The following is a 23,384-nucleotide window of genomic DNA, read 5'->3' as shown; positions in this document are numbered from 1 at the left end:
CCTCCCGGATTGTCACCCGCCCAGGGCGCCGGAACCAGGGCGCCGGAACCAGGCCACCGGACCCGTTCAGGAGCGGGACGCGGCGAGCGCGGCGAGCGCTTCCAGGGCGCGGTCGGCCTCGTGCACGGGGACGAACAGGTGGTCGTGGTGGAAGCCGGCCACCACGTTGCAGCCGATGCCGTGCCCGGCGAGCGCGGTCGCGACGGCGGCGGTCAGCCCGACCGCCTCCAGCGCCGAGTGCACCTGCAGGGTCAGCCAGGCCGCGACGTACGCGTAGGGCAGGCCGAGCGCGTCGGCCTCCTCCTGCGCGACCACGAAGGTGACCCCCTCGGGCTCCGCCACGGTCACCACCGGCCGCAGTCCGGCGGGCACCCGCCCGGGGAGGGTGCAGTACACGTAGCGCCCCGGGTTGCGGACGGGGCGCAGCCCGGAGAGCAGTTCGTCGAGGTCCTGTTCGCCTGCCATGGCGTCACGGTAGTGCGTCCGGCGGAGCGCGCGGGCGGCGGCGCACCGGCCGGGCGGCGATCGGGAGGGGTTGTCTTCCGATACTTAGCGATATATCGTCGAGTTATCGGGATGCTTCGAGAAGAGGAGTGTCCGTTCCCGAGGGAAGGCAGGTGGTCGTCATGCGTGGCGACAGGCGTTTCAGTGGTGAGGGCCGGCGTCGTTGGGCCGGCGGCCCGGGGCGGCCGGGCGTGCCCGGCGAGGGGGCCGAGGGGTTCGAGGGGCGGCCGGCGTTCGGGCCGTTCGGCGTGCCGGAGCGGCCGGTGCCGCCGTTCGGGCCGGGGTTCGGTCCGCGCGGGCGGGGGTTCGGGGGGCACGGCCCGCGCGGGCACGGCGGCGGTGGCAGGCGCGGCGGGCGGGCCCGGCGCGGTGACGTGCGGGCCTCGCTGCTCGCGCTGCTGCGGGAGCGCCCGATGCACGGCTACGAGATGATCACCGAGATCGGCGAGCGCACCGGCGGGGTCTGGCGGCCCAGCCCGGGCTCGGTCTACCCGACCCTCCAGATGCTGGAGGAGGAGGGGCTGGTCAAGGCCGACGACACGTCCGGCAAGAAGCTGTTCGAACTGACCGAGCAGGGCCGGGCCGAGGCCGGGCGCGGCGGCGCGTCCCCGTGGGACGAGGCCGGCCGGCGCGACGACTGGGAGGCCGTGCAGGAGGTCGGCGCCGCGCTCGCGGCGGTCGACCAGGCGGTGCGGCAGGTGATGGCGACCGGCACCGAGGAGCAGCGGGCCAAGGGTCTCGCGGTGCTGGCCGAGACGAAGAAGAAGCTGTACCTGATCCTGGCCGAGGAGGCCTGACGGGACCGGCTCAGGTCCCGGGGTCGTACTCGTAGCGCCAGCGGTAGCGTCCCCCCTTGGGGCCGTACTCCTTGGCGCGGCGGTAGACCAGGGTGACCGCCGGGGTGTCCCCGTACGCGGGGACGGGCACCCGGTAGACCTTCGGGACGGTGTGCATCATGCCCAGCGGCACGGGCAGGACCCGGCCGTCCAGCGGGCCCCCGATGAACTCGGTGTCGGCGCTCTTCACCCGTCCAGGGTAGGCGCGGCCCGGGCCGTCCGGCCGGGCCGGGTGTGGGGGTCGCGCAGCGGCGGTGTGGAGCGGGTGTGACGGGGGCGGCACCGCCCCCGGTCATCCGGAGGGTCCCGGGAGCCTTATCCTGCTACGTACGCCCCCGGGGTCCACCCGGGTCCGCGGGCCCGTACGGGCCGGGCGGGGCGCGCCGAGGCGCGCCCGTCCGTCGAGCGCGACCGAGCGCCCCGTACCCGCCGCGGACGCCGGCTGCCGGAGATCCCGGCCAGGCCGGCGGCAGGACGCCGGAGCGCGCGGCGGGCCCTCGGGAAGCAGCGGGTGGGTCCGTGCGTTGGCGTCGTTTGTTGCGTAGGTGGCCGTGCCGTACCTGGCACGGCAGCTCAGGCAGGTGCGGGCGGAAGGGGCCAGATGGAAGCCAGCAGCAGGTGGACGTCCTGGTGGCGGCGGGACCGGCGGGAACGCCAGGAGGCCGCCGGGACCGGAGGGGACGCGGCCGCGAGGCTGGACCTGCTGCTGGGGGCGGCCGGGGCGGGGTTCCCGATGGCGCCCGCCGCGCACCCGGCCGGGCACCGGTGCTCGTGCGACCGGGTCGGCTGTCCGGCTCCGGCCCAGCACCCGCTGTCCTTCGCCTGGCAGTCCCAGGCCACCACCGACGCCGAGCAGTTGGCGCACTGGCTGTCCCGGGACCCGGAGGCGAACTTCGTCACCGCGACCGGCCGCGCGCACGACGTGCTGGACGTCCCGGCCGAGGCCGGCGTGCTGGCCCTGGAGCGGCTGGCGGCGCTCGGCGTGGTCGGCCCGGTGGCCGCCGTCGGCGCCGACCGGTACCTCTTCTTCACCGCCACCCGCGGCACCCCGCAGGACGAGGACGAGTGGTGGACCAGCGCGCTGGACTCCACCCCCGACACCGTCTCCGAGCACCCCGGCCTGCGCTGGCACTGCCGCGGCTCGTACACCCTCGTCCCGCCGGCCGCGCTGCCGGACGGCTCCGAGGTGCGCTGGCTGCGCGGCCCCGAGCACCCGCTGCCGGACCCGCTGCGGGTGCTGGACGTGCTGACCGACGCCTGCACCGAGGTCGGCGCGGTGGCCCAGGAGCAGTGGCTGATCGGCTGAGCCCGCGCAGGAACGGTTGTGCTGACGGCGGCCCGCCCCCTCGTACCGCGTGGGGGGCGGGCCGCCGTGGTGTCCGGTCGTGGTGCCCGGTCAGGGCAGGGTGAGGATCTCCGCGCCGTCCGCGGTGACCAGCAGGGTGTGCTCGAACTGGGCGGTGCGCTTGCGGTCCTTGGTGACCACCGTCCAGCCGTCCGGCCAGATCTCGTAGTCGTGGGTGCCCAGGGTGAGCATCGGCTCGATGGTGAAGGTCATCCCGGGCTTGATCACCTCGGTGGCCCGCTCGCTGTCGTAGTGCGGGATGATCAGGCCGGAGTGGAACGAGGTGTTGATGCCGTGGCCGGTGAAGTCGCGCACCACCCCGTAGCCGAAGCGCTTGGCGTACGACTCGATCACCCGGCCGATCACGTTGACCTGCCGGCCCGGCTTGACCGCCTTGATCGCCCGGTTCAGCGCCTCCTCGGTGCGCTCGACCAGCAGCCGGGACTCCTCGTCCACCTCGCCGCACGGGTAGGTGGCGTTCAGGTCGCCGTGCACGCCGTGGATGAACGCGGTGGCGTCGATGTTGACGATGTCGCCGTCCCGCAGCACGGTCGAGTCCGGGATGCCGTGGCAGATCACCTCGTTGACGGAGGTGCAGATCGACTTCGGGAAGCCCCGGTAGCCGAGGTCCGACGGGTACGCGCCGTGGTCGCACATGTAGGCGTGCGCGACGGCGTCCAGCTCGTCGGTGGTGACGCCGGGGGCGATCAGCTTCGCCGCCTCGGCCATCGCCCGCGCCGCGATCCGGCCGGCGATCCGCATCTTCTCGATCGTCTCGGCGTCCTGCACCTCGGGGCCGGTGTACGGGGTCGGCGCGGGCTTGCCGACGTACTCCGGACGCGCGATGTGCGCGGGGACCTTGCGGGTGGGGGACAGCGTGCCGGGTACCAGAGCCATGACGGCGAGTCTATCGGCCGCCGCCCGGCCGGCCCCGGCCGTGTGCGCGGCCGGGGCCGCGGGAAAGATCACCGGTGACCGCCGGGGTGCCGGCAGGACGGGAGGAGCAGACGATGGTGTTCGGGCGCAGCAAGCCCACCGGGCAGCCGGGGGAGTGGTTCTACTGCATCAAGCACGGCAAGGTCGAGGAGGGCCCGGACTGCCCGGCCAAGGACCGGCTCGGCCCCTACCCGACCCGGGAGGAGGCCGCCCGGGCCCTGGAGACCGCCGCCGAGCGCAACCAGGAGTGGCGGGACGACCCGCGCTGGAACGACCGGGAGCCGCGCGCGGAGGGCTGACGCCCGCCCGTCACGACACCCCGGCGGCCTCCGCCGCCTCAGCCGCCGCCCGCCGCTCGTGCTGGGCCTTGACCGCCAGCGCGTGCGGGTCGGTGCGCGAGTCCCAGGCGAGCAGCTTCGGGATCGCCGCGGTCAGCGCGACCACGCCCGCCACGCACAGCAGCCCGCCGGCCCAGATCGAGCCGCGCACGCCCGTCAGCGCGGCCATGCCGCCGGCCCGGACCTGGCCCAGCTGCGGGCCCACCGAGTACGACAGCAGCTCCACCCCGGCGAGCCGCCCGCGCAGCTCGTCGGGGATGGACTGGTTCCAGATCGTCGACCGGGCGACCCCGCTGACCTGGTCGGCGCCGCCCGCCACCGCCAGGAACAGCAGCACCAGCCAGACGTTCCCGGCCAGGCCGGCCAGCGCCATCGCGCCGCCCCAGCCGAGCGCCGCGAACAGCAGCATCCGCCCGTGCCGGTGCACCCGGGCCGTCCAGCCGCCGGTCGCCGCGACCAGCAGCGCGCCGGCCGCCGTCGCCCCGTACAGCAGGCCGAGCGCCCACTCGGCGTCCAGCGTCGCGGCCAGGAACGGGTACAGCGCCACCGGGTAGGCGAACAGCATCGCCACCAGGTCGATCGCGTAGGTGCCCAGCAGGTCCTTGCGGCTCCAGGCGTACGCCAGGCCCTGGCCGATGCTGCGCAGCGAGGGCGCCCCGGCGCTCCCGGCGGGCGGGACCGGGCGCATCCGGGCGATCAGCGCCAGCGAGACCAGGAAGGTCAGCAGGTCCAGCGCGTAGGCGCTGCGGGCGCCGGCCACCGCGACCACCACGCCCGCCAGCGGCGGGCCGGCCACCGAGGCGACGTTGCGGTACAGCGAGTTGAGGGCGAACGCGGCGGGCAGCTGGTCGTGCGCCACCACCCGGGGGACCATCGAGTCCAGCGCCGGGCGCTGCAGCCCGTCCAGCGCCGCGACCAGTGCCGCGACCAGGTAGATCGGCCACAGCATCGGGTGCGGCAGCAGGGCGTTGGCCAGCATCAGGGCCGACAGCAGCGCCAGCCCGGCCTCGCTGAGCAGCACCAGCCGGCGCCGGTCCAGCGCGTCCGCCAGGGCGCCGCCCCACAGGCCGAACACCACCAGCGGCACCAGCTCGAACGCGCCGACCAGCCCCACCGCGAAGGTCGAGCCGGTCAGCTCCTTGATCTGGATCGGCAGCGCCACGAAGGTCAGGAAGCTGCCGAAGCCGGTGACGCACCCGGAGAGCCAGAGCAGCCGGAAGTCCCGGGAGGCCCGCCAGGGCGCGAGGTCCGGGAGCAGTCGGCGCAGGAACGGGGCGTCTTCGGTCACGTGGCCAGATGCTGCGTGACACGGCACCGGCCCCGCAACGGGTTTTCCCCCCGGGGCCGCGCCGGTGGCGGCCCGGGGGCTACCAGCGCAGCACCGGCGAGGCCGTCAGGCGCTCGGCCAGCCGGGACAGCCGGGAGCGCGGCGGGGCCGCCGAGGTCGCCGAGCTGACCAGGTGCTGCACCACTTCGAACGGCTCCGGGCCGGCGCCCGGGACGGTCAGGCGCTCGTGGGCCAGGTCGGTCAGCTCCGGGTCGCCGTCGTCCAGGGCCAGCAGCACCGCCCCGGCCCGGCGGGCGTCGTCCAGGCGTTCCAGCAGCGGCGCGTCCGCCGGGCCGGGGGCCACCAGCAGCACCGTCGCGCCCGCGCGCGCCTCCGCGAGCCGGGGCAGGCCGCACGCCAGGTGCCCGGGGGCGCCCGCCGGGACGGAGTGCCGCAGCAGCGTCGGGGCCAGTTCCGGCAGGCCGCCGTACGCGGCCTCGTCGCTCAGGTGCGCCGCCAGGTGCCACGGCTCGTACCGGGGCGTGCCGACCAGCAGCAGGCCGCTCGCGCTGCGTCTGGTCACCGCGCCGCGCAGGGTCGTGGCGAAGGCGCCCGCCCGCTCGGGCCAGCCGGTGCCGGCCAGCGACTGCCGGAGTGCGGAAACTCTCACCGCGTCCATGCGCGACAGCATGCGGCCCCGGGGCCGCATTTGGCAGGATCTCCGGCATGACGCAACCCGATTCAGTGAACGCGACGGCCGGCCCGGGCCGGAACCTGCCCGACGTCTCCCAGCTCGTGGTCGGTGTCCTCGGCGGCACCGGCGACCAGGGCCGGGGCCTGGCCCTGCGGCTCGCCAAGGCCGGACAGCGGGTGGTGGTCGGCTCCCGCAGCGCCGAACGCGCCGAGGCCTGCGCCGCCGAGCTGGGCCTGGGCATCCGCGGTGCCGACAACGCGGCCTGCGCCGCCGGGAGCGACGTGGTGATCGTCGCGGTGCCGTGGGAGGGCCACGCCGCGACGCTCACCGAACTGCGCGCCGAACTCGCCGGGAAGATCGTGGTCGACTGCGTCAACCCGCTGGGCTTCGACAAGCAGGGCGCCTACCCGCTCCAGGTGCCCGAGGGCTCGGCCGCCCAGCAGGCCGCCGCGCTGCTGCCCGACTCCACCGTCACCGCCGCCTTCCACCACCTGTCTGCCGTGCTGCTGCAGGACGAGAGCGTGGAGCGCATCGACACCGACGTGATGGTGCTCGGCGAGGACCGGGCCGCCACCGAGGTCGTCCAGGCGCTGGCCTCCCGGATCCCCGGCATGCGCGGCATCTTCGCCGGCCGACTGCGCAACGCCCACCAGGTCGAGTCGCTGGTCGCCAACCTGATCGCGGTCAACCGCCGCTACAAGGCCCACGCGGGCCTGCGCATCACCGACGTGTGAGCGCCGGGCGCGCGCCGAGGCCCGCCCCGCGCCCCCGGCGCGCGCCCGCTCCCGCACCACCTCCCGCCCCGCCCCGCACCACCCCGGCCCCGGCGGCCCCGTTCGGTCGGCGAGAATGGACGGGCACACCGCCACCCCGAGGAGCCCCCGCCATGCCCCGCAACGCCCTGTACGCCGTGATCGTCCTCGTCCTGGCGGTGACCGCCGCGGTGGTCTCGTTCGCCCACGGCGAGTGGTACGGCGTGGTGTGGGTCCTGATGGCCGGCGTGGCCAGCAACATCGCCTGGTACTACCTGCGCAGGGCCCGCGCCGAGCGCTCCGCCCCGGCCGCCGCCGACCGGGGCTGAGCCCGCGCGGGGCCTACGAGTAGGTCTTCCAGAACGAGAACAGGATCCGGCCCAGGTCGATGTACCGGGGGTCGGCGCCGAACAGGCCGAAGATCCACACCGCCAGGTCGTAGATCCACTGCCCGGCCTTGCTCTGCCACATCAGCGCGAACAGCAGCAGCATGCTGTAGGGCGCGTACGGGGCGACCGCCCGCCGGACCTTGTACGACAGCCAGGGCTCGACGATGCCGTAGCCGTCCAGGCCGGGCACCGGCAGCAGGTTCAGGATCGCCGCCGTCACCTGCAGGTAGGCGAGGAAGCCCAGCGCGGCGGGCAGCGGCGAGAACCACAGCTCCTGGCCGTCGTAGTGGGCCGGCACGCCCGGGTCGTCGAACCAGCCCTGGCTGACCAGCACCAGCGTCACCACGCCGAACGCGATGTTCACCAGCGGACCGGCCGCCGAGACCAGGCTGTGCTTGAGCCGGCCCGCGATCCGGTCCCGCTCGATGTAGACCGCGCCGCCGGGCAGGCCGATGCCGCCCATGATCACGAAGACCACCGGCAGCACGAAGCTCAGCACCACGTGCCCGTACTTCAGCGGGTTCAGCGTCAGGTAGCCCTTGGTGCCGACCGTGATGTCGCCGCCCGCCAGCGCCGTGCGGGCGTGCGCGTACTCGTGCAGGCAGAGCGAGACCATCCAGCCGGAGACCACGAACAGGAAGACGCCGAACCGGTCGTTGCCCCAGCCGGTGGCCAGGGCCCAGCCGGAGGCGAGCAGGGTGGCGGCCAGGGCCAGGAAGATCGGGCTGACCCGGCTCTCCGCGCTGCGCTGGCCGGTGCTGGCGTAGGTCATGGCGAGGGGGCTCCGGGAGGTGGTGGCGGGACGGGCGTCCGATCATGCCGTCCACCGGGCACGCCGGACAAGCGGCGCCGGGTGAACGTCCGGGAGCGACCGGACGTTCCGGCGGTCCGGCCCCGGCCTCCACCGCCCGCACCGGCCTTCCGCACGGGTGTGCGCCCGGCGCGTCGGCGCGTCCCCCAGAATGGGCGGGTGCACTACGGCATCCTCGGCACCACCACGGCCCACCACGACGACGGCACCCCGGTCGCCCTCGGCGGCGCCCGGCTGCGCGCCCTGCTGGCCGCCCTCGCGCTGCGCGAGGGCCGCCCGGTGCCCGCCGAACTGCTCGCCGACGAGGTGTGGGCCGACGAGCCGCCGCAGGACGCCGCGGCCGCGCTGCAGACCCTGGTCGGCCGGCTGCGCCGCACCGTCGGCCGGGCCGAGGTCGGCTCCGGGCCGGCCGGCTACTGGCTGACCGACCCGCGCACCGACGTCGCCGAGTTCCGCCGCCGGGCCGCCGAGGGCGCCCGCGCGCTGAGCACCGGCGACCCGGCCGCCGCCGCCGAGCAGCTGACCGCCGCCCTCGCGCTGTGGCGCGGCCCCGCGCTCGCCGACCTGCCCGACCGCACCGCCCCCGCCGCCCGGCTGGAGGCCCAGCGCGCCGAGGCCCGCCGGCACCGGCTGACCGCCGACCTCGCGCTCGGCCGCACCGCCGAGGTCGCCGCCGAACTCGCCGAGCTCTGCCGCGACCACCCCTTCGACGAGCAGCTCCAGGCGCTGCGGCTGCGCGCCCTGCGGGCGGCCGGCCGGACCGCCGAGGCGCTCGGCGGCTACGAGGAGGTCCGGCGCACCCTGGCCGAGCAGCTCGGCACCGACCCCGGCCCCGAACTGCGGGCCCTGCACCGCGAGTTGCTGCGGGCCGAGCCGATCCCCACCCCCGCCCCGGCCCCCGCCCCCGTACCGGCCCAGGCCGGACCCGCCGCCGGGAACCTCCGCCCCGGGCGGACCAGCTTCGTCGGCCGGGACGGCGAACTCGGCACCGTCGCCGAGGCGCTGGCGGCCGGCCGGCTCACCACGCTGACCGGCCCCGGCGGCTCCGGCAAGACCCGGCTCTCGGTCGAGGCCGGCCGCCGCGAACAGGACGCCGCCCGCTGGCCCGGCGGCGTCTGGCAGGTCGAACTCGCCCCGCTGGAGGACCCGGCCGCCGTCCCCGACGCGGTCGCCTCCGCGCTCGGCCTGCGCGAGACCGTCCTGCACACCGGCGGCGCCGTCGCCGAGGCGATCGAGGGCGGCCGCAAGGACCCGGTCTCCCGGCTGGTCGACCACCTCGGCCGCCGCCGCGTCCTGCTGCTGCTCGACAACTGCGAGCACGTCGTCCAGGCCGCCGCCGACCTCGCCGACCGGCTGCTCGCCGACTGCCCCGGCGTCACCGTGCTGGCCACCAGCCGCGAACCGCTCGGCGTCCCCGGCGAGTCGGTGCTGCCGGTCGAACCGCTGCCCGACCCGACCGCGCTGCGGCTGCTCGCCGAACGCGGCGCCGCCGCCCGCCCCGGCTTCCGCACCGACCAGGACCCGGAGGCCTGCGCCGAGCTCTGCCGCCGCCTCGACGGCCTGCCGCTGGCCATCGAGCTCGCCGCCGCCCGGCTGCGCGGCCTCACCCCGCGCCAGCTCGCCGACCGCCTCGACTCCCGGTTCGCCCTGCTCACCGCCGGATCGCGCACCCTGCTGCCCCGCCAGCAGACCCTGCGCGCCGTCGTCGACTGGTCCTGGGACCTGCTCGGCACCCGCGAGCGCGCCGTGCTGCGCCGGCTCTCGGTGTTCGCCGGCGGCTGCACCCTGGAGGCCGCCGAGCAGGTCCTGGCCGACGGCGAACTCGTCCGCCGCGAGGACGTCGCCGACCTGCTGCTCTCGCTGGTCGACAAGTCCCTGGTGGTCGCCGGCCTCGGCGAGCAGCCGCGCTACTGGATGCTGGAGACCATCCACGAGTACGCCGCCGAGCGCCTCGCCGAGGCCGCCGAACCCGGGACCGGCCACCGGCACACCGCCCACTACCGCGAACTCGCCCGCACCGCCCACCTCGGCCTGCACGGCCCCGGCCAGCTCGACGAACTGGCCCGCCTCGACCGCGAGCAGGAGAACGTCCGGGCCGCGCTGCGCCGCGCCGTCGACACCGGCCAGGAGCAGGAGGGCCTGGTGCTGGTGCTGTCGATGGCCGGCTACTGGATGCTGCGCGACTACCGCACCGAGTCCCGCGCCTGGTACGAGGCGGTCGCCGCGCTCGGCCCCGACCCGTACGCCGACGACGCCCCGCCGCCCGTCCCGCTCACCACCGGGCCGCTGGCCGCGCCGCCGCCGATGGCGCCCGACCTGCTCGACGAGGCCCGCCGCCAACTCGGCCTGCACCGGCTGATCAGCCTGTTCTCCGGCGACATGAGCATGCTCGACGACTCCGGCGCCCTGGACACCGCCCGGCGGATCCTGGAGACCTACACCCCCGCCCTGCCGCAGTCCTACCGGCAGCCGGTGCTCGGCCGGGTCTTCACCGTCTTCCTCACCGGCGAGATGTCCCGCACCCGCGAGGTGATGGACGACGCGGTGGCCGGCGCCCGGGTCCACGGCGGCCCGCTCGACCTGGCCTTCGCCCTGCAACTGCGCGCCCGGCTGCTCAACGACCTGGCCGGCGGCCTCGACCAGGCGATCGCCGACAGCGAGGAGGCGCTCGCCCTCTACACCGCGCTCGGCGACCGCTGGGGCATGTCCGACGCGCTCTCCGGCAAGGCCGAGAACGCCACCAAGTCCGGCGACGCGGTCCAGGCCGAGCAGGCCTTCCGGCAGGCCATCGAGCTGTCCGTCCAGCTCGGCGCCCACCAGGAGGTGCCGATGCTGCGGGCCCGGCTCGGCGAGGTGCTGGCCGAACGCGACCCGGCGGGCGGCGAGGCGATGGTCCGCCAGGCCGTCGCCGACGCCGCCGAGGACAGCGCCGACGCCGAGGGCGCCCGGATGTACGGCCGGCTGGTGCTGTGCAACCTGGCGGTGCGGCGCGGCGACCACGCCGAGGCGCTCGCCGTGCTCGACGAACTGCCCGCCGACCCGGGCCTGCGCGGCCCGGTCCCCTCGGTCTTCGGCGGCATCGTCACCTGCGTCCGCGGCTGGGTGACCGCCCGGGCCGGCGACCCGGCGGCCGGCCTCGAACTGGCCCGCGCGGGCCGCCGCGCGATGACCGAGGTCGAGGGCGGCGCCACCATCTTCGTCGAGCACATGGCGATGATGCTGATGACCCCGATCGCCGGCGCCCTGGTCGAGTACGCCCGGGTGCACGGCGAGCCCGCCGCCGCCCGCCGGGCCGCCGTCCTGCTCGGCGCCCACGACGGCATCAGCGGCATGCCCGGCTCCTTCATGGAGCGCGCCGAGCACGCCCGCAGCGCCGCCGCCGCCCGCGAACTGCTCGGCGAGGACGACTACCTGGCCGCCTACGAGCAGGGCGGACGCCTCACGCTGCGCGAGGCGTCCGCCCTGCTGAACGATCCCGGCTCGTTCTGACCGCACCGCCGCCGTCGCTCAGGTGCGCTTGCGGAAGCGGGCCACCGCCAGCGGCGCGGTCACCACGGTGATCGCCGCCGACCAGAGCAGCACCGTGACCACCGAGCCGCCCACCGGCTGGTCGTTGATCAGCGCCCGGCAGGCGTCGGCCAGCGCCGACAGCGGGTTGTGCGCGGTGAAGGCCCGCAGCCAGCCCGGCATGGTGGTCGGGTCGGCGAAGATCGAGCTGCCGAACTGCAGCGGCATCATCACCAGCATCGACATGCCCTGCACCGCCTGGGCGCTGCGCAGCGACATGCCCAGCAGCATCGACACCCACATCAGCGAGGAGCCGAACACCAGCGACAGGCCGACCGCGGCCAGCAGCTTCAGCGGCCCGCCCGCGACGTCCAGACCGAGCACCATCGAGAAGCCGATCAGCACCACGAACGCCACCACCGCGCGCAGCGTCTCCGCGATCATCTTCGACAGCAGCACCGCCGAGCGCCCGATCGGCAGGGTGCGGAAGCGGTCCATCACGCCGGTCTGGAAGTCGGTGTTCAGGCCGGTGCCGAGCGCCATCGCCAGGTTCAGGCCGGTGGTGCCGAGCAGGCCGGGCACCATGTACTGCATGTAGGTGTGCTGGTCGGAGGCCATCGCGCCGCCGAACACGTAGACGAACAGCACGATCATGATGACCGGGACGAGCAGCGCGTCCAGCATCGACTCCGGGTCGGCCTTGATCCGCATCAGGTTCCGGCGGGTCAGCGCGCCCAGGTGCCGCAGGTTCGCCCGCGGCCCGATCCGGGTGTCGTCGGGGCCGGCCGGAGCGGCGGCGGGAGCGGGGTTCAGCGTGGCGGTGCTCATGCGACGGCCTCCTTGGCGCGGGACTGGGCGGGGACGGCGGACTTGCCGGTGATGGTCAGGAACACCTCGTCCAGGCTGGGCAGTTGGGTGTCGATCCCGGCGACCGGGAAGCCGCGGGTGCCCAGCACCCCGATCACGGTGGTCAGTTGGGCGTCGTCGGTCAGGTGCACCGAGAGCAGCCCGGTCTCGGCGGAGAGGGTGGCCGGGATGCCGGCCTCGCGCAGGGCGCGCACCATCTCCGGCAGCTGCGCCGGATCGGCCGGGCGCACCTGCAGGCGCTGGCCGCCGACCTGCTCCTTCAGCTCCTGGACGCCGCCGTTGGCGATCACCCGGCCCTTGTCGATCACGGTCAGGGCCTGCGCGAGCTGCTCGGCCTCCTCCATGTACTGGGTGGTCAGCAGCACCGTCGAGCCCTCGCCGACCATCCGCTGCACCTCGTCCCACACCTCGTTGCGGGTGCGCGGGTCCAGGCCGGTGGTGGGTTCGTCCAGGTACAGCACCTTCGGGCGGCCGATCATCGACGCCGCGAGGTCCAGGCGGCGGCGCATGCCGCCCGAGTAGCCCTTGGCGGGCCGCCTGGCCGCCTCGGTCAGCGAGAACCGCTCCAGCAGCTCGGCGGCGCGGGCCTTGGCGTCCTTGGCGGAGAGGTCCAGCAGCCGGCCGATCAGGTACAGGTTCTCGTAGCCCGACAGCAGCTCGTCCACCGAGGCGTACTGGCCGGTCAGGCCGATCGTGCGGCGCAGCTGCTTGGGCTGGCGCAGCACGTCGTAGCCGCCGACGACGGCGCTGCCCGCGTCCGGCTTGATCAGCGTCGACAGCACCCGCACCAGGGTGGTCTTCCCGGCCCCGTTCGGCCCGAGCAGCCCCAGCACCGTCCCCTCGCGCACCGTCAGGTCGACCCCGTCGAGGGCCTTCGTCTCCCCGTAGTGCTTCACGATGCCGTGGACCTCCACGGCGTTCCGCTCGATTCGTGTCATGGGAACACCGTGCCCGGGGCGGCTGTCACCCGGCTGTCAGCCCGCTGTCAGGGGGGATGACAGCGGGCTGACGGAGGAGCGGGCGGTCAGCTGAAGCTGTGCTCCGGGCCCGGGAAGGTGCCCTCGCGGACGTCGGCGGCGAACTCGGTGGCGGCCCGGGCGAGCGTCGCGCGGAGGTCGGCGTACTGCTTGACGAACTTGGGGACGCGGCCGGCCGTCATGCCGGCGAAGTCGGTCCAGACCAGGACCTGGGCGTCGGTGCCGTTGCCGCCGCCGATGCCGACGGTGGGGATCGCGGAGTGCTCGGTGACCTGGGTGGCGAGGTCGGCGGGGACGGCCTCCAGGACGACGGCGAAGGCGCCGGCCTGCTGGACGGCCTTGGCGTCGCGCAGCAGCTGGTGGGCGGCCTCGTCGCCGCGGCCCTGCACGGGGTAGCCGCCGAAGGCGTGCACGGACTGCGGGGTGAGGCCGATGTGGGCCATCACCGGGATGCCGGCGTCGACCAGCAGCTCGATGGTGCGGGCGCTGCGCTCGCCGCCCTCCAGCTTGACGGCCTGGACGCCGGCCTCCTTCATCAGGCGGGCGGCGTTGTGCATGGCCTGGGCGGGGGACTCCTGGTAGGAGCCGAACGGCAGGTCGGCGACGACCAGGGCGCGCCGGGTGCCGCGGACGACGGCGGCGGAGAGCATCACCATCTGGTCCATGGTGACCGGCACGGTGGTCTCGTAGCCGAGGTGGCAGTTGCCCGCCGAGTCGCCGACCAGCAGGACGGGGATGCCGGCCTCGTCGAAGACTCCGGCGGTGAGGGCGTCGTAGGCGGTGAGCATCGCCCAGCGTTCGCCGTTGCGCTTGGCCTTGGCGAGGTCCCGGACGGTCACCCGGCGGCTGGTGACGCCGCCGTAGAGGGTGGTGCCGACGGGCGCGTCCTGCGTCTGGGCAGGCTGGAGCGGAGAGGCGTTCATCGAACAGACTCCTGGTGTGTGTCGTCTCGTGGCGCCGTGCGGCGTCCCCGGATCTGGCTCCATGCTTGCACGCCCCGGGCCGTGCGCAAAGAGTCGGGAGTCCCTTCCGTGTCGGGCGGCGGGCGGCCGGCGGGCGGCGGGCGCCGACGGGAAGTCTTTACCCTTCCTTGCCCTGCGGACAGCGATACGAGACCGTCTCGTATTGAAAACCTCGCTAGGCTGTCCGCATGACCTCGCCGACCCCCGCTCCCCAGGCCCCCCGGGTCCCGGAAGCCGTGCACCGCCGACGCTGGTGGATCCTGGGCACCCTGGTGCTCGCCCTGCTCGTCGTCGTCCTCGACAACTCGATCCTCAACGTGGCGATGAAGACCATCGCCACCCCCGCCCCGGTGGGCCTCGGCGCGAGCCAGAGCGACCTGGAGTGGGCGATCAACTCCTACACCCTGGTCTTCGCCGGCCTGCTGTTCACCGCCGGCCTGCTCGGCGACCGCTTCGGCCGCAAGTGGACGCTGCTGGCGGGCATGCTGGTCTTCGGCCTCGGCTCGCTGCTGTCGGCGCTCGCCGCCAGCCCCGGCGAACTGATCGGCTACCGCGCGGTGATGGGCCTCGGCGGCGCCTTCGTGATGCCCGCCACCCTGGCCATCATCATGAACGTCTTCGAACGCCACGAGCAGCCCAAGGCGATCGGCATCTGGGCCGGCGCGGTCGGCCTGGCCATCGCGATCGGCCCGATCACCGGCGGCCTGCTGATCGAGCACTTCTGGTGGGGCTCGGTCTTCCTGGTGAACGTCCCGATCGTGCTCGTGGCGCTCGGCCTGATGGGCTGGCTGGTCCCGGACTCCAAGGACCCCAACCCCGGCAAGCTCGACCCGGTCGGCGTGCTGCTGTCCATCGTCGGCCTGGTGGCGCTGATCTACGGCATCATCAAGGGCGGCGAACTCGCCGACTTCACCGCCCCCGAGGCCTGGGTCCCCACCCTGGTCGGCCTACTGGCGCTGGTCGGCTTCGTGCTGTTCGAGAAGCACACCCGGCACCCGGCGCTGGACGTCACCTGGTTCCGCAACAAGGTGTTCTCCGCCTCGATCGGCGTGGTCGGCATCGTGTTCTTCGCGCTGATGGGCGTCTCGTTCTTCGGCGTGTTCTACATCCAGAGCGTGCGCGGCTACAGCGCCCTGGAGGCCGGCGAGCTGATGCTGCCGCTGGCGGTCGCCCAGCTGGTCTTCGCGCCCCGGGCCCGCCTCGTGGTCGACCGCTTCGGCATCCGGGCGACCTGCGCCGGCGGCATGCTGCTGGTCACCCTCGGCTTCCTCGGCTACGCCTTCCTGACCGCGAGCAGCCCGATCTGGCTGCTGATCGTGCTCGGCTTCGTGATGGGCACCGGCATGGCGCACGTGATGCCGCCGGTGACGGTCGCCATCATGGGCGCGCTGCCGCGCGAGAAGGCCGGCGCGGGCTCCGCGCTGAACAACACCTTCCGCCAGGTCGGCGGCTCGCTCGGCATCGCGGTGCTCGGCGCGCTGCTCTCCACGGTCTACCGCAACGGCATGGAGGACCACCTCGCGAACGTCCCGGAGCAGTTCCGCGACCGGGCCGGCGAGTCGATCGAGTCGACCCTCGGAACGGCCGAGAAGCTGCACCTGCCCGCGCTGGTCGACCCGGCCAAGGACGCCTTCATCCACGCCATGCACGTGGTCTCCGGCGTCTCGGCGGGCGTCACCGTGCTCGGCGCGGTGCTGGCGCTGCTCCTGCTGCCCGGCCGGAGCGCCGCGCCCGGGGCACCGGCCCCGGCGGGCGGGCCGCAGGACCGGGCCGCGTCCGGCGCGAGCAGCGCCAAGGTGTGAGGCCGAGGGTGGAGAATGGGGCCATGACGAGCGCCGACACTCCGCTCCAGCCGTGCCACGGCCCCGCCGCGGAGCAGGACGCTCCGCGGCGGGGCCGCCCGCGCAGCGAGGCCGCCGAACAGGCCATCTACGCCGCGGTCGAGAAGCTGATGGAGGGCGGCAACGGCCTCTCCGAGCTGTCCATCGAGCGGATCGCCGCCGAGGCGGGCGTCGGCAAGGCCACCATCTACCGGCGCTGGTCCAACAAGGAGGCCCTGCTGGTGGACGTGGTGGCCCGGCTGGAGGAGCCGCCGCCCGCCATGCACGGCCCGACCTACCGGGACGACCTGATCAGCGCCGTCGACTACATGCGCCGGCGCGGCCTGCTCAAGCGCTCCCGGTGGATCGTCAAGTCCGCGCTGGGCCAGATGAACGCCTGGCCCGAGCTCAAGCACGTCTACCACGAGCGGGTGGTGCGCCCCCGCCGCGAGATGGTCCGGGAGATCGTCCGGCGCGGCGTCGAGGCCGGCGAACTCCGCGGCGACCTGGACGTCGAGCTGCTCTGCGAGCTGCTGATCGGCCCGATCTTGGTGCGCACCCTCCTGTGGGACGACGCCCCGCTGGAGGACCCGGACCTGCCCCGGCAGATGGTCGACGCCGTCCTGCAGGGCATCGGCGCCGTCCCCGTCCCGGCGGCCGTGCGCTGATCGTCCCGGTTCCGTCCCGGTTCCGTCCCGGTGGCCCCCGTCCGGCGCAGGGGCGGAACTTCCCGGGCGCCTCGCCGCGTCCATCCCGTCATAGGCTGAGCCGAGAATCGGATCGGGGCAGGTCGGGGACGGGGTCGGCGGGAGAGCCGGCCGGCACGGCGGCGAGGAGTGGTGGATGGTGCGGGCGCACGGCCCGGCGGTGGCGGCGGCGGACGGGCCCGACGGGGGTCCGGCCGGGGGGCCGGGCGGCACACCGGTGGACGGAACGGCCGACGGGCCGGGCGAGGGCCGGCGGGCGGCGCTGCGCCGCTGGTTCCACTGGCGGCGCGGGTGGCCGCTCACCGTGCTCGGCCTGCTGGTCACCGTGCTGCTGGTGTTCCACGCCCAGGTGCCCAACGCGGTCGGCAACCTGGGCAGCCTGCTGGAGACCTTCCTGCCCTGGCTGGGCCTGGCCGTCCCGGTGCTGCTCGGGCTCGCGCTGTGGCGGCGGTCCGGGGCGGCGCTGGTCGCGGCGCTGCTGCCCGGCGCGGTGTGGCTGAACCTGTTCGGCGCGCTGCTGGTCGACAAGGGCAGCGGGCCCGGCGACTTCACCGTGCTCACCCACAACGTGGCCGCCGCCAACGACGACCCGCAGGGCACCATCCGGATGCTCACCGGCTCCGGCGCCGAGATCGTCGCGCTGGAGGAGCTGTCCGCGGCCGCCGCCCCCGTGTACGCGAAGGGCCTGGCCGGCGCCTTCCCGTACCACGTGGTGGAGGGCACCGTCGGCCTGTGGTCCACCTATCCGATCGACGACGTCGCGGTGGTCGACCTCAAGATGGGCTGGACCCGGGCCTTCCGGGCCGAGGTCACCACCCCCAAGGGCCCGCTCGCGGTGTACGTCGCGCACCTGCCCTCGGTCCGGGTCAAGTTCGACAGCGGCTTCACGGCCGGCCGGCGCGACGTCAGCGCGCAGGCGCTCGGCGACGCGATCGAGCACGAGCCGCTGCGCAAGGTGCTGCTGCTCGGCGACCTGAACGGCACCATGAACGACCGCAGCCTGGCCCCGATCACCTCGCAGCTGCGCTCCGCCCAGGGCGCGGTCGGCGACGGTTTCGGGTTCTCCTGGCCGGCGTCCTTCCCGATGGCCCGGATCGACCAGATCCTCAGCAAGGGCGGCCTGGTCCCGACCGACTCCCGCACCCTCCCGGCGGACGCCAGCGACCACCTCGCGGTGGCCGCCGACTACCGCTACTGAGCCGTCCGCCCTACCCGCGGACGCCCACCACCACGGTGGCGTCCCGCTCCTCGTCCTGCTCGGTGCGGGGCGCGAGCCCGGCGGCCGCCAGCAGGGCGGCGGTGGCCGGGGCCTGGCGGGCGCTGGTCTCGATCAGCAGGTGCCCGCCGGGCGCCAGCCAGCGCGGGGCGGCCGCCGCGACCCGGCGCTGCACGGCCAGGCCGTCCGCGCCGCCGTCCAGGGCGGTGGCGGGCTCGTGGTCGCGGGCCTCCGGGGGCAGCAGCGGGATCTCGCCGGTCGGCACGTACGGCGCGTTGGCCAGCAGCAGGTCGACCCGGCCGAGCAGGTCGGGCGGCAGCGGCGCGTCCAGGTCGCCCAGGTGCACCCGTCCGCCGTACGGGGCGAGGTTGCGGCGGGCGCAGGCCACGGCGGCCGGGTCGACGTCCGCGGCGTGCAGTTCGACGTCCGGGCCGAGCCGGGCGGCCAGCGCCGCGCCGATCGCGCCGGAGCCGCAGCACAGGTCGAGCAGCACCGCGTCCGGGCGGCCCAGCGCGGCGGCCCGCTCGACCAGGAACTCGCTGCGGCGGCGCGGCACGAACACGCCGGGCGCGAGCGAGACTCGCAGCCCGGCGAACTCGGCGAAGCCCACCACCTGCTCCAACGGGTGGCCGGCGCAGCGCAGTTCGACCATCTCGCGGAGCCGGACGGGGTCGGGGGCGGCGGCCAGCAGCAGCCGGGCCTCGTCCTCGGCGAAGACGCACCCGGCCGCGCGCAGCCGGTCGATCACGGGGGAAGGGGGGAGTGACACGGGGACCTCTCGAAGAGCCTGGCGGGCTCCCCGTCCGGTCAGGCCGCGACCTGGTGGCGGGGGAGCACCTCGATGACCTGCACGGTGATCTCTCCCACCTCCTCGGTCCGGGCGCGCCGGGCGCGCACTCGGCGCGCCTGGCGCGCGCCGCGGCGCTCACCCTAGCCGTTCGCTCCCCCCGCTGCCAGCCGCTCCCGGCCCGGGGCCGGCTACCCCTGGCGCCAGCGGTTGGTGATCGGCAGCCGGCGGTCGCGGCCGAAGTTCTTCGGCGAGACCTTCGGGCCCGGCGGGTACTGCCGCCGCTTGTACTCGGCGGTGTCCACCAGCCGCACCACCCGGTCCACCACCTCGGCCGGGAACCCGGCGGCGACGATCGCGTCCCGCCCCTCGTCGCCCTCGACGTACCGGGCCAGCACGGCGTCCAGCAGGTCGTAGTCGGGCAGCGAGTCGGTGTCCACCTGGTCCGGCCGCAGCTCGGCGGACGGCGGCTTGACGATGGTGTTCTCCGGGATCGGCGGCACCTCGCCGCGGGCCTCGGCCGCCGCGTTGCGCCAGCGCGCCAGCTTGAAGATCAGCGTCTTGTAGACGTCCTTGATCGGCCCGTACGCGCCCACCGAGTCGCCGTACAGCGTCGAGTAGCCGACCGCCAGCTCGCTCTTGTTGCCCGGCGCCAGGACGATCTGCCCCTCCTGGTTGGAGATCGCCATCAGCAGCGTGCCGCGCAGCCGGGACTGCAGGTTCTCCTCGGCCAGGCCGGTCAGCTCGGTGGCCCCCATGTACGCGTCGAACATCGGGGCGATCGACACCGTGCGGAAGTGCAGGCCGGTGCGGCGGGCCAGCTCGGCGGCGTCGTCCCGGGAGTGCTGCGAGGAGTAGCGCGAGGGCATCGAGACGCCGTACACGTTCTCCGCGCCGACCGCGTCCACCGCGATCGCCGCGACCAGCGCCGAGTCGATGCCGCCGGACAGGCCGATCAGCACCGAGCGCAGCCCGTTCTTGCGGACGTACGCGCGGGTGCCCTCGACCAGCGCCGCGTACACCTCGGCCTCGTCGTCCAGCCGCTCGACGACCTCCGGAGCGATCGGCTCCGCCGGGCGCTCCTTCGGCGCGCCGCCCAGGTCGACCCGGGTCAGCCGCAGGCCGTCGGCGAGGACCGTGCCGTCCGGCAGGCCGTCCTCGGCCGCGGCCGGCAGCTCCAGGTCGAGGACCAGCAGCGCCTCCTCGAACTGCGGGCCGCGGGCCAGCAGCTCGCCGTCGGCGGTGACCACCATCGACTCGCCGTCGAAGACCAGCTCGTCCTGCGCGCCGACCATGTTCAGGTACACCAGCGGGCAGCCCGCCTCGGCGGCCCGGCGCCGGACCAGCTCCAGCCGGACGTCGTCCTTGTCGCGCTCGTACGGCGAACCGTTGATCGACAGCAGCAGGCCGGCGGCGGCCTGGCCGGTGGCGGCGACCCGGCCGCCCTCCTGCCAGATGTCCTCGCAGATCGCCAGCGCGACGTCCACGCCGTGCAGCCGCAGCACCGTCAGCTGGTCACCCGGCACGAAGTACCGGTACTCGTCGAACACGCCGTAGTTCGGCAGGAAGTGCTTGGCGAACCGGGTCACCACCTCGCCGCCGCGCAGCACCGCCGCGCAGTTCTGCGGCCGGCCCGCGTACCGGCTGCCCGGCTCGCCGCGGCCCAGGTAGCCGACGACCACCGGGACGTCGCCCAGGCCCTCGGCGGCCAGCTTCGCCGCCAGGTCGACCAGCGCGGCGCGCGAGCCCTCGACGAACGAGCCGCGGAAGGCGAGGTCCTCCACCGGGTACCCGGTGAGCACCATCTCCGGGAAGGCGATCAGGTCGACGCCGGACTCGGCGGCCCGCTTCGACCAGCGCAGCACCTCCTCGCTGTTGCGGGCGAGGTCACCGACCCAGGGGTCGATCTGGCACAGGGCGAGACGCAGATTCGGCATGCCCCCGAGTGTAATCGTCTAACTGACGCTATGTCGCGGGGGTACCCCCCGTCGGCAGGTCGGACGCCCGGTTCCGCCGCCCGTTCCGGCCCGGTGCCCGCTCGTTCCGGCCCGGTGGCCGCCCGTTCCGGCCCGGTGCCCGTTCGTTCCGCTCCCGGTTCCCTCCCGGAGCCGCCAGGGATCGGCAACCGGGCGAAGATCCGCCATGATGGGTGGCGACGCGGTCCGGGCGAGGTCTTCGCCGGGCCGGGCCGGCCGGTGCGGGCGGCGTAACACGGGCGTAAAGAGCAGAGGTGAGACTGTCCCCATGGGCAAGCAGCAGGAGTTCGTGCTTCGTACGCTCGAAGAGCGTGACATCCGGTTCGTCCGGCTGTGGTTCACCGACGTGCTCGGGTTCCTCAAGTCGGTGGCGGTGGCCCCGGCGGAACTGGAACAGGCCTTCGAGGAGGGCATCGGCTTCGACGGCTCGGCGATCGAGGGCTTCGCCCGGGTCTACGAGTCCGACATGATCGCGAAGCCGGACCCGACCACCTTCCAGATACTGCCGTGGCGCTCCGAGAACCCCGGCACCGCCCGGATGTTCTGCGACATCCTGATGCCCGACGGCTCGCCCTCCTACGCCGACCCGCGCTACGTCCTCAAGCGCACCCTGGAGAAGGCCTCCAACCTCGGTTTCACCTTCTACACCCACCCCGAGATCGAGTTCTTCCTCCTCAAGGACCTCCCCGGCGACGGCACCCCGCCGACCCCCGCCGACCAGTCCGGCTACTTCGACCACACCCCGCGCGGCATCGGCCACGACTTCCGCCGCCAGGCCATCACCATGCTCGAATCCATGGGCATCTCGGTCGAGTTCAGCCACCACGAGGGCGCCCCCGGCCAGCAGGAGATCGACCTGCGCTACGCCGACGCGCTCTCCACCGCCGACAACATCATGACCTTCCGCCTGGTCATGAAGGAGGTCGCCCTCGAACAGGGCGTCCACGCCAGCTTCATGCCCAAGCCGTTCTCGCACTTCCCCGGCTCCGGCATGCACACCCACGTGTCGCTGTTCGAGGGCGACCGCAACGCCTTCCACGAGTCCGGCGCCGAGTACCAGCTCTCCAAGGTCGGCCGCTCCTTCATCGCCGGCCTGCTCAAGTACGCCGCCGAGACCGCCGCCGTCACCAACCAGTGGGTCAACTCCTACAAGCGCATCTGGGGCGGCTCCCAGCGCACCGCGGGCGCCGGCGGCGAAGCCCCCTCGTACATCTGCTGGGGCCACAACAACCGCTCCGCCCTCATCCGCGTCCCCATGTACAAGCCCGGCAAGCAGGGCTCCACCCGCATCGAGGTCCGCTCCCTCGACACCGGCTGCAACCCCTACCTCGCCTACGCCGTCACCCTCGCCGCCGGCCTCAAGGGCATCGAGGACAACCTCGAACTCCCCCCCGGCGCCGACGACGACGTCTGGGCCCTGACGGACGCCGAACGCCGCGCCCTCGGCATCCAGCCGATGCCCCAGAACCTCGGCGAGGCCATCGACCTCATGCAGCGCAGCGAACTCGTCGCCGAGACCCTGGGCGAGCACGTCTTCGACTTCTTCCTGCGCAACAAGCGCCAGGAGTGGGAGGAGTACCGCTCCGAGGTCACGCCGTTCGAGCTGCGCAAGGTCCTCCAGGTGCTGTAGGCCCTGGGCCCGGACACGGGAGAGGCCCCGTCGCAGGTGCGGAAACGACACCCGCGACGGGGCTTCTCCCGCTCCTGGGCCGCCTGAGCCGTGGGAATTCCCGCACATGCCTGGCTCACCGGATGCGCGGCCCAAGGTGCGTCAAGGGCAGGGTCCGTCGCGCATCGGGGGCCGAACGGGACGGCAGGGTCACTCAACCGCTCTGCTCGACGCTTCCACCGCCGCTGAAAGGTTGGCGCGGATGGTCAGGGTGTCAGGGTGGGTAGCGCCGAGAACCAGCTTGCTCTGGGCGAAAGCAGCCTCGTAGAGCGGGATGGCGCGGCCCAGGTCCCCGACCAACTCGTAGGCGGCGGCGAGGTTGTTCCGACTGATCAGGGTGTGGGGGTGGGTGTCGCCGAGGACCTGCTCGCGCTGGGCGAGGGTGGTCTCGTAGAGGGGGATGGCGCGGTCCAGGGCCCCGGTGGAACTGTAGGCGTAGGCGAGGTTGTTCCGACTGATCAGGGTGTGGGGGTGGGTGTCCCCGAGGACCTGCTCCCGTTGGGCGAGGGTGGCCTTGTAGAGCGGGATGGCGCGATCCAGGCGCCCGGCCGACTCGTAGGCGCCGGCGAGGTTGTTCCGGCTGGTCAGGGTGTCGGGGTGGGTGTCGCCGAGGACCTGTTCGCTCTGGACCAGGGTGGTCTCGTAGAGGGGGATGGCGCGGCTCAGGTCCCCGACCAACTCGTAGGCGGCGGCGAGGTTGTTCCGGCTCATCAGGGTGTGGGGGTGGGTGGTGCCGAGGACCTGTTCGCTCTGGACCAGGGTGGTCTCGTAGAGCGGGATGGCGCGATCCAGGCGCCCGGCCGACTCGTAGGCGCCGGCGAGGTTGTTCCGGCTCATCAGGGTGTCGGGGTGGGTGTCGCCGAGGACCTGCTCGCTCTGGACCAGGGTGGTCTCGTAGAGCGGGATGGCGCGATCCAGGTCCCCGACCAACTCGTAGGCGCCGGCGAGGTTGTTCCGGCTCATCAGGGTGTCGGGGTGGGTGTCGCCGAGGACCTGCTCGCTCTGGACCAGGGTGGTCTCGTAG

The 23,384-nt window shown here is 74.3% G+C and carries 22 protein-coding genes; 10 read left to right on the top strand and 12 right to left on the bottom strand.

Translation table 11 applies throughout. The annotated features are described in order from the left end of the window. Nucleotides 1–66: 66 nt before the first annotated feature. Entirely contained in the window at nucleotides 67–465 is a 399-nt protein-coding gene (locus ACZ3J7_RS04480; RefSeq protein WP_465616765.1) for an ACT domain-containing protein, read from the bottom strand. 161 nt (nucleotides 466–626) lie between these two features. On the opposite strand from ACZ3J7_RS04480, the gene ACZ3J7_RS04475 reads away from it, so the two are divergent. Further along, nucleotides 627–1,301, top strand: a complete 675-nt coding sequence (locus ACZ3J7_RS04475; RefSeq protein ID WP_465616763.1) for a PadR family transcriptional regulator — start codon at nucleotides 627–629, stop codon at nucleotides 1,299–1,301. A 10-nt stretch (nucleotides 1,302–1,311) separates the two neighbouring features. Here the strand turns inward: ACZ3J7_RS04475 and ACZ3J7_RS04470 are convergent, their stop codons facing one another. Beyond that, the gene (locus tag ACZ3J7_RS04470; protein ID WP_465616762.1) at nucleotides 1,312–1,530 is read right to left on the bottom strand and encodes a hypothetical protein; all 219 of its coding nucleotides are present in this window, start codon (nucleotides 1,528–1,530) and stop codon (nucleotides 1,312–1,314) included. Between the two features lie 411 nt (nucleotides 1,531–1,941). On the opposite strand from ACZ3J7_RS04470, the gene ACZ3J7_RS04465 reads away from it, so the two are divergent. Continuing rightward, on the top strand, nucleotides 1,942–2,646 hold the full coding sequence (locus ACZ3J7_RS04465; protein WP_465616760.1) for a bifunctional DNA primase/polymerase: 705 nt from the start codon (nucleotides 1,942–1,944) through the stop codon (nucleotides 2,644–2,646). Between the two features lie 90 nt (nucleotides 2,647–2,736). Here ACZ3J7_RS04465 and map read toward each other — a convergent pair whose 3' ends face one another. After that, nucleotides 2,737–3,582 (bottom strand): type I methionyl aminopeptidase, encoded by an 846-nt coding sequence (gene map, locus ACZ3J7_RS04460; RefSeq protein WP_465616758.1) that lies wholly within the window; start codon nucleotides 3,580–3,582, stop codon nucleotides 2,737–2,739. A gap of 113 nt (nucleotides 3,583–3,695) precedes the next feature. Here map and ACZ3J7_RS04455 point away from each other — a divergent pair, with 113 nt between their 5' ends. Then, a complete protein-coding gene (locus tag ACZ3J7_RS04455; protein WP_465616756.1) occupies nucleotides 3,696–3,920 on the top strand; it encodes a hypothetical protein in 225 nt (74 codons plus the stop codon). Between the two features lie 10 nt (nucleotides 3,921–3,930). On the opposite strand, the gene ACZ3J7_RS04450 is transcribed toward ACZ3J7_RS04455, so the two are convergent. Together ACZ3J7_RS04450 and ACZ3J7_RS04445 are read right to left on the bottom strand one after the other, a co-directional pair. Continuing rightward, a complete protein-coding gene (locus ACZ3J7_RS04450) occupies nucleotides 3,931–5,247 on the bottom strand; it encodes an MFS transporter (protein ID WP_465616754.1) in 1,317 nt (438 codons plus the stop codon). A gap of 79 nt (nucleotides 5,248–5,326) precedes the next feature. Further along, the gene (locus tag ACZ3J7_RS04445; protein WP_465616752.1) at nucleotides 5,327–5,905 is read right to left on the bottom strand and encodes a hypothetical protein; all 579 of its coding nucleotides are present in this window, start codon (nucleotides 5,903–5,905) and stop codon (nucleotides 5,327–5,329) included. A gap of 47 nt (nucleotides 5,906–5,952) precedes the next feature. Between ACZ3J7_RS04445 and npdG the strand changes: the two genes are divergently transcribed. Beyond that, nucleotides 5,953–6,654: an NADPH-dependent F420 reductase gene (npdG, locus tag ACZ3J7_RS04440; protein WP_465616751.1), complete on the top strand. Its 702-nt coding sequence runs from the start codon at nucleotides 5,953–5,955 to the stop codon at nucleotides 6,652–6,654. Nucleotides 6,655–6,806: 152 nt separating this feature from the next. After that, nucleotides 6,807–7,001, top strand: a complete 195-nt coding sequence (locus ACZ3J7_RS04435) for a hypothetical protein (protein ID WP_465616749.1) — start codon at nucleotides 6,807–6,809, stop codon at nucleotides 6,999–7,001. Nucleotides 7,002–7,014: 13 nt separating this feature from the next. Here the strand turns inward: ACZ3J7_RS04435 and ACZ3J7_RS04430 are convergent, their stop codons facing one another. Beyond that, nucleotides 7,015–7,833, bottom strand: coding sequence for a site-2 protease family protein (locus ACZ3J7_RS04430; RefSeq protein ID WP_465616747.1), 819 nt, complete (start codon nucleotides 7,831–7,833; stop codon nucleotides 7,015–7,017). Nucleotides 7,834–8,031: 198 nt separating this feature from the next. Here ACZ3J7_RS04430 and ACZ3J7_RS04425 point away from each other — a divergent pair, with 198 nt between their 5' ends. After that, nucleotides 8,032–11,361 (top strand): ATP-binding protein, encoded by a 3,330-nt coding sequence (locus ACZ3J7_RS04425; RefSeq protein WP_465616745.1) that lies wholly within the window; start codon nucleotides 8,032–8,034, stop codon nucleotides 11,359–11,361. An 18-nt stretch (nucleotides 11,362–11,379) separates the two neighbouring features. On the opposite strand, the gene ACZ3J7_RS04420 is transcribed toward ACZ3J7_RS04425, so the two are convergent. The 3 genes from ACZ3J7_RS04420 to panB all read right to left on the bottom strand — a co-directional run bounded on the left by ACZ3J7_RS04420 (nucleotide 11,380) and on the right by panB (nucleotide 14,146). Further along, nucleotides 11,380–12,207: an ABC transporter permease gene (locus ACZ3J7_RS04420; RefSeq protein WP_465616743.1), complete on the bottom strand. Its 828-nt coding sequence runs from the start codon at nucleotides 12,205–12,207 to the stop codon at nucleotides 11,380–11,382. After that, a complete protein-coding gene (locus ACZ3J7_RS04415) occupies nucleotides 12,204–13,184 on the bottom strand; it encodes an ATP-binding cassette domain-containing protein (protein ID WP_465616742.1) in 981 nt (326 codons plus the stop codon). The genes ACZ3J7_RS04420 and ACZ3J7_RS04415 overlap by 4 nt, the downstream gene beginning before the upstream one ends. Nucleotides 13,185–13,270: 86 nt before the next feature. Continuing rightward, nucleotides 13,271–14,146 carry a 3-methyl-2-oxobutanoate hydroxymethyltransferase gene (gene panB, locus ACZ3J7_RS04410; protein ID WP_465616741.1) on the bottom strand — a complete coding sequence of 292 codons (876 nt, stop codon included), beginning with the start codon at nucleotides 14,144–14,146 and terminating at the stop codon, nucleotides 13,271–13,273. Between the two features lie 227 nt (nucleotides 14,147–14,373). Between panB and ACZ3J7_RS04405 the strand changes: the two genes are divergently transcribed. From ACZ3J7_RS04405 to ACZ3J7_RS04395, 3 genes are all read left to right on the top strand, one after another. Next, a complete protein-coding gene (locus tag ACZ3J7_RS04405; protein WP_465616739.1) occupies nucleotides 14,374–15,987 on the top strand; it encodes an MFS transporter in 1,614 nt (537 codons plus the stop codon). Between the two features lie 23 nt (nucleotides 15,988–16,010). Continuing rightward, the gene (locus ACZ3J7_RS04400; protein WP_465616737.1) at nucleotides 16,011–16,673 is read left to right on the top strand and encodes a TetR/AcrR family transcriptional regulator; all 663 of its coding nucleotides are present in this window, start codon (nucleotides 16,011–16,013) and stop codon (nucleotides 16,671–16,673) included. Between the two features lie 175 nt (nucleotides 16,674–16,848). Further along, nucleotides 16,849–17,910, top strand: a complete 1,062-nt coding sequence (locus tag ACZ3J7_RS04395; protein ID WP_465616735.1) for an endonuclease/exonuclease/phosphatase family protein — start codon at nucleotides 16,849–16,851, stop codon at nucleotides 17,908–17,910. A 10-nt stretch (nucleotides 17,911–17,920) separates the two neighbouring features. On the opposite strand, the gene ACZ3J7_RS04390 is transcribed toward ACZ3J7_RS04395, so the two are convergent. Both ACZ3J7_RS04390 and ACZ3J7_RS04385 read right to left on the bottom strand, forming a co-directional pair. Then, nucleotides 17,921–18,697, bottom strand: coding sequence for a putative protein N(5)-glutamine methyltransferase (locus tag ACZ3J7_RS04390; protein ID WP_465616733.1), 777 nt, complete (start codon nucleotides 18,695–18,697; stop codon nucleotides 17,921–17,923). A 209-nt stretch (nucleotides 18,698–18,906) separates the two neighbouring features. Then, nucleotides 18,907–20,652, bottom strand: coding sequence for an NAD+ synthase (locus ACZ3J7_RS04385; protein WP_465616731.1), 1,746 nt, complete (start codon nucleotides 20,650–20,652; stop codon nucleotides 18,907–18,909). A 307-nt stretch (nucleotides 20,653–20,959) separates the two neighbouring features. Between ACZ3J7_RS04385 and glnA the strand changes: the two genes are divergently transcribed. Continuing rightward, nucleotides 20,960–22,321: a type I glutamate--ammonia ligase gene (glnA, locus tag ACZ3J7_RS04380; protein ID WP_014135480.1), complete on the top strand. Its 1,362-nt coding sequence runs from the start codon at nucleotides 20,960–20,962 to the stop codon at nucleotides 22,319–22,321. A 189-nt stretch (nucleotides 22,322–22,510) separates the two neighbouring features. On the opposite strand, the gene ACZ3J7_RS04375 is transcribed toward glnA, so the two are convergent. Continuing rightward, nucleotides 22,511–23,384, bottom strand: an 874-nt coding sequence (locus ACZ3J7_RS04375; RefSeq protein ID WP_465616729.1) for a tetratricopeptide repeat protein, incomplete at its 5' end; no start/stop codon positions are given.

This window comes from Kitasatospora sp. NPDC015121, from assembly GCF_055562955.1.
The sequence above is the reverse complement of the archived record's forward strand: the minus strand, read 5'-3'. Positions and strand labels throughout refer to the sequence as shown.